We start from the raw sequence: 5,129 nt of genomic DNA, 5'->3' as shown, positions 1-5,129 counted from the left end.
TTCGGGATTATCTGAAAATGCTGGAGATTCTGTCGAGCAACCGCAATTTGTACGAAGTCGTCAAGGAGGAACAGACCATGTTGAGCGAAGTCTTGATGTAACCGGTAACTGAGCGGCGTCTCTCGCGGCTTATTTCCGAAGGTTATAAAGGTCCGAGCGCAGGGGGTTAGCGGCGAAGTGTTGCTTCCAGAGTCGCGGGGTGAGTTCGGCGACGCGGGAGGCGGGGTGCTGACCGACCCTTTGCAGGACATCGACCAGATAGTCGTAGGGATTGATGTCGTGGAGGCGGCAGGTGGTGAGCAGGCCTTGCACGATACCCACATGCTTGGCGCCCAGTTCGGTCCAGCAAAAGAGCCAATTTTTACGACCCATGGGAATGCGCCGCAGGCCCCGCTCCAGGTGGTTGGTGTCGATGGGTACATCCGGGTCGCTGAGGAAGACTTCGAGCCCCGCCCGGCGTTTGTGGGCATAGGCGAGGGCCTTGCTCAGGGGGTTGCTGGGCAACAGTCCCGTATCGGCAGCGGTCTCCGCCACCCAGGTGAAGAAGGCCTCGACCAGAGGCTTGGCTTGGGTCAGCCGGACATCCTGCTTTTGGGTGCCTTTCAGGCCCTGCTCCCGAATCTCGGCTTCCACCGTATAGATCTGGCCGATCATCTCCAGGGCCACGGCCGCCCGCTGCGGGTCGGCGTCCTGGCTCTCGAAGAATTCCCGACGGGTATGCGCCCAGCATTGGGCATGGGTGAGCCCTTCGGTTTTTTGGGCATACCGGCTGTAAGCGGCATAACCATCAGTGATCAGCACGGATCCCGGGGGTGCCGTCAGCCCCAGGAGTTGCTCCACATGTTCCGCCCGGCGGCTCTCACAGTAGGGGAAACAGATTTCATCCAGTTCGCCATAGACGGGCCAGAAGTAGCCTTGTTTCATTTTGCCCGGCCCTTTCAGACCGGCCTTGATGGGGGTTTCATCCATGGCTTTTACCCGGGAGCCCCGGATGGAGGCAAACTGGGCATCATGAATGGGTTCCAGCAGCCTCACGATCTGTTGCATCAACTGGGTGAGCCACGGACGGCTCAGGGTAAAACCACCATCCTGCAAACGCTGATGAATGCGGTAGAGGGGCAGATGGTAGCAGAACTTATCCACCGTCATGCCCGCCGCGAAGCTGACATCGGCGCGGCTGCCTTCGAGCACCGCTACCGGAGCCGGTGGACAGCTGATGGTCTGGGTGTCGCGGCGCTTGATGACCGGACGGACGTATTGGATCACGACATAGCTGCCGGGCTGCTGGGCCAGGCGGTACGTTTCCTTGGTGCCGATGACCGTGTATTGCTCCGGCGTCAGGCCCGTGATTTCCGGGTTGGGTACCTCCACGGTGATGACCGGGACTTGATCGGCATCGAAGAAGGGTACGGATTCGGCCTGGTCTTCCGGCTTGCGGCGAGTGCTTTTGCGGGTATGGGCCGGAATGATACGAGTCGGGGCCTCCGGCAGCGGCTCCGGCGTGGCTATCCCCAGGGCTTCGGCCAGGGTCAGCTGCTGTGCAGGGGCTTCGGGGATCCGCTTCTCGCTCTTCTGGCCGAAGGTCTGGCGCTTGAACCAGTCGAGCTGGTGTTTGAGGGCGTCAATCTGTTCTTTGAATGCGGCCAGTTGCTCTTGAAAGCGGGCGACTTGTTGCTCGGCATGACACCATCCCTGGACTGCCAGGAGGATGGTTTGCGGGGACAGGGCAGCGGCCTCTTCGAGGCTCAAAGGGGTCGGAAACAGGGCCGCTGCCGTCATGCTTTTCATGTGGAAAATCATAGCAATAATTGCGGTCTTTGTCCATCAAAAAGACCCTGAAAAGCACGCAAAAACCCCCCAAAACCGGTGGGTTATCCCGCCTGGGCAGGAGCCAGATACCGTTTGCGCCGGATCCCCGGCTCGATGCCTTCGAGCATCAGCTTGAGCGCCGTCCAATCCATCTCCTGCGGGGTGACTTTCTCCCAGTCCGGAAGAAAGCGACCCTGCTCCAAGCGCTTGGCCCAGAGACAGAATCCGGTGCGATCCCAATAGAGGATCTTCATCTGGGTGGCCCGCCGGTTGATGAACACAAACAGGTGGCCCGACAGGGGATTCTGTTGCAAGACGCTGCGGGTCAGGGCATAGAGCCCGTCATAAGACTTGCGCATATCCACCGGCTGGCCACAGAGATGCACCCGTACCCGGCCTTCCGGGAAAAACATTATTCCCGTACCAGATGCAACACCAGACCCGCGCCCAGATCCAGACGCAGTTCCACGCGCTGCGCAGGGGCCTCCTTCTGCCGAGTGGGTGCGGCCAAATCCCCCAGAGCACCCAAATCTACGAAATCCGGAGCGCGGTGGGTCACGGCGACTACCGGCGCCGCATCGGCTACCTCGGCAGAACCCCTCCCACTGGGCCGTAAACCCTTCCGCAGTAATCCCTGCCAACGATAGAAACTGGCCGGACTGATCGATGCTCGACGACAAAATTCAGCCACCGTCAAACCGCTTTCTGCCTGTTCGTCCAGTAACGCTTGCCACGCTTGGGCGCTACGGCGGGGGAATCTTATCCGGGATGGGGTCATCTTGTGCTCCTCAGTGGCTGTCCTGGGAACACATTCTGCACGGCCCCCATATTCCAGGGTAGAACGCCGCTCAGTTACCGCTTACGGCCATCCGGTGTTCCAGGCAGCCGAGCAGTTCCTCGCGGCTGGCCGACTCGGTATGCAGACGGACCCGGATGCGACTGCCCAGCGGGACCAGTTCTTCCCGGCGCAGTTTTTCGGTGAGCCGGGCATCCCCGGCGAGAATGATGCTGAGCAGGCTCTGGGAATCGAAGCGGGCGCTGGACAGCAGGCGCAGCTCACTGAGTACGGAGGCGTTCATCTCCTGGGCTTCGTCGATGAGCAGCACCGGGCGGTGGCGGGTGGCCTCCAGATGGGCGAGCCAGCGTTCGCGCAGGGCCTTGAAGCCGCCCCAGCGGTTGCTGGGTTTGAGGGAGACGGCAAAGATATCGCCCAGTTCCCGGTAAAAGTCCGCGAGATTGCTCTGCGGGTGATGGATGGCGCCGACGGTCAGATCCGGCAATCGGGACAGGCGCTCCGCCAGCAAGCGCAGGATCACGCTCTTGCCGGTGCCGGGATCGCCCTGGATCAGGGCGAAGCCCCCCTCCCGGACCAGGGCATGTTCTATCCGCCAGCAGAAGTCTTCCACTTTGGGCGGGACGCTGACCGCCGCAATGGGCAGATCGGCAGAGAAGGGATTCCACTTGAGCCCGTAGAGGGCCAGCAGGGTTTGACTCATGATTTACTCCTTGGGCAGATAGGGGGAGGGAACGCCGGTGGCGGCATATTCAGCGAGCAGTTGGCGTATCAGCGGGGCCATACCAGAAGCCGGTAAAGGGCTGAGCTCCGGTGCCGGGCTCAGGGTGCGGCGCGCCCCGTCGGCATGGGCGGTTTTATCCAGCGGGTGGATCGGGCAGAGGACGGTACCGGTACGCGGTTCCACCAGATCGACCTGCGCCAGATCCCAGCGGGCATAGCGCAGGGTGACCTCCGGGAGGCTGCGGTAGCGGGCCGGAATCTCGAAGCGCTGACCGTCCAGGCTGACCGTGCCATCCGAGCGCCGTTGCCGCCGCTGTACTTCGATGCGGAAGGCCCGGGACAACTCGGTGACGGAGGGGCACTCCCGGGCGACATGGGGGTCTTCCAGATAACGGGCCAGCGGGGTGCTCCCGAGCTCGCTGTGTGGACGGCGATGATATTCCCGCTCCACCCAGGCCTGCGTCGCCCGGTTGAGCGCCCCCAGAGTCAACCCCTCTTCGCCCTCCAGCATGGGTAGCAGACGTCCTTCGATCTGCCCCCAGAAGGTCTCTTGTTTGCCATTCTGGTAGGGTGAATAGGGCAACGTTGTCTGGTGCAGCACCCCCAGCAGGGCCAGTCCGTTGGTGGTTTCCTCGGCCACCATGGCGGCGCCATTGTCGGTCATCAGCGCCCGTGGCAGGCCGCGCTTCATGAAGGCTTGGCAGAGGCCGTGGATGAGGCTCTCGGCAGTTTCGTCCAGATACCATTGCAGGTGGCAGAGCAGCCGCGAGTGATCGTCGATGATCCCCAGCAGCATGGGTGTCTCCCAGGTGCCAGCACGAGTCAGCACCTTGCGGGAGCCCTGGTGGAAATCCAAGTGCCAGAGGGCGGCGGTGTGCTCTACCTCATAGCTGCGCACTTCCAGGCGTTCCAGACGATCGCGGGCGGCGATCGCGCCGGCGGTGGTCCGCTTCGGTCGCGCCTGACGGAACAGGCCATGCGCCTGGAGATAGCGACGGATCGTCGGGTAGGACGGCAGCGTCACATCCTGCCCCTGCAGAGCGGCCTGCAGATTGTCGTAGTGCAACTGGGCCGTCCAGCCCGGATGCTCCCGATATTGGGAAGTCAGCGTCTCGATCACCGGCGGCGTCAGACTCGGGAACTGGCCGACGTTACTGCGTAACCGGTTGCGCAGGATGATCACCGGATTCTCGGCGGCACGCACTGTGTAATACCAACGCTCCAGGGTGGAGAATCCAAACTGGACCGGTTCACCGGTGAGCGGATGACGCCAGGTCCGGGCAGCCAGCGCGGCCAGGGCCGGAGCCAGTTCCCCCGGGGCCGGCGGCGCCGCCAGCAAGGGGCCGATAATCGCAAAGCGCAGCAACGCCCAGCGATCCCGTTGGGGGGAGTCGATACGGGTCTTCATCATCAGGTCTCCAGAGATGGTGCTGCCCAGGGCAACACGGGAGACCCAGCTTACAAACCCTCAGTCAGGGTGACACTTGCCAAGTTCTGCGGGAAATCTGCAACCCTCATTCCGCTTGATTTTTACCCCCTGGTTTATCCCTGGCGGATCGTCAGCGGCGTGAGCATTGCCAAGCCGTTCAGCACAGCGGCAAGGGGAGGACCCGCAAATCGGGCCAGCAGACTCAGGGGCAGGTCTTCCCGGTCGACGGGCGGCAGAGAGCAGGCGACTTCCGCCTTCCAGAGGGCTGTCATGGGGAAGTCCTGTATCCACCAGTCTCGCCAGCGTCGCAGGGTGCGTCCGGGCACGTCGAGCAGCGCGCAAACCGCCTGGGCGCCCGGCGTTCTGGCAGTCAGC

Annotated in this window: 5 protein-coding genes and 1 pseudogene; all 6 read right to left on the bottom strand. The window is 62.6% G+C overall.

Features of this window, described 5'->3' with window-relative positions; genetic code table 11:
- Window positions 1-129 precede the first annotated feature (129 nt).
- Window positions 130-1,764 carry an IS66 family transposase gene (gene tnpC / locus AC2VNK_RS08900; protein WP_486883510.1) on the bottom strand — a complete coding sequence of 545 codons (1,635 nt, stop codon included), beginning with the start codon at window positions 1,762-1,764 and terminating at the stop codon, window positions 130-132.
- A 107-nt stretch (window positions 1,765-1,871) separates the two neighbouring features.
- The gene (gene tnpB, locus AC2VNK_RS08895) at window positions 1,872-2,222 is read right to left on the bottom strand and encodes an IS66 family insertion sequence element accessory protein TnpB (RefSeq protein WP_486883508.1); all 351 of its coding nucleotides are present in this window, start codon (window positions 2,220-2,222) and stop codon (window positions 1,872-1,874) included.
- Window positions 2,222-2,587, bottom strand: coding sequence for an IS66 family insertion sequence element accessory protein TnpA (gene tnpA / locus AC2VNK_RS08890; RefSeq protein WP_486883507.1), 366 nt, complete (start codon window positions 2,585-2,587; stop codon window positions 2,222-2,224). Before tnpA ends, tnpB begins: the two co-directional genes overlap by 1 nt.
- A 70-nt stretch (window positions 2,588-2,657) precedes the next feature.
- Window positions 2,658-3,305, bottom strand: a complete 648-nt coding sequence (locus AC2VNK_RS08885; protein WP_486883506.1) for an ExeA family protein — start codon at window positions 3,303-3,305, stop codon at window positions 2,658-2,660.
- Between the two features lie 3 nt (window positions 3,306-3,308).
- Entirely contained in the window at window positions 3,309-4,733 is a 1,425-nt protein-coding gene (locus tag AC2VNK_RS08880) for a DDE-type integrase/transposase/recombinase (protein WP_486883509.1), read from the bottom strand.
- Between the two features lie 134 nt (window positions 4,734-4,867).
- Window positions 4,868-5,129, bottom strand: a pseudogene (locus tag AC2VNK_RS08875) (hypothetical protein); the annotation flags it as partial.

Source organism: Acidithiobacillus sp. TH-A35 (assembly GCF_057473505.1).
This window is presented reverse-complemented; position numbering and strand designations above follow the sequence as displayed.

Coding starts and splice junctions, on each gene's coding strand:
- tnpB (WP_486883508.1), bottom strand. CDS start 2,222: ATGTTTTTCCCGGAAGGCCGGGTACGGGTGCATCTCTGTGGCCAGCCG.
- AC2VNK_RS08885 (WP_486883506.1), bottom strand. CDS start 3,305: ATGAGTCAAACCCTGCTGGCCCTCTACGGGCTCAAGTGGAATCCCTTC.
- tnpA (WP_486883507.1), bottom strand. CDS start 2,587: ATGACCCCATCCCGGATAAGATTCCCCCGCCGTAGCGCCCAAGCGTGG.
- AC2VNK_RS08880 (WP_486883509.1), bottom strand. CDS start 4,733: ATGAAGACCCGTATCGACTCCCCCCAACGGGATCGCTGGGCGTTGCTG.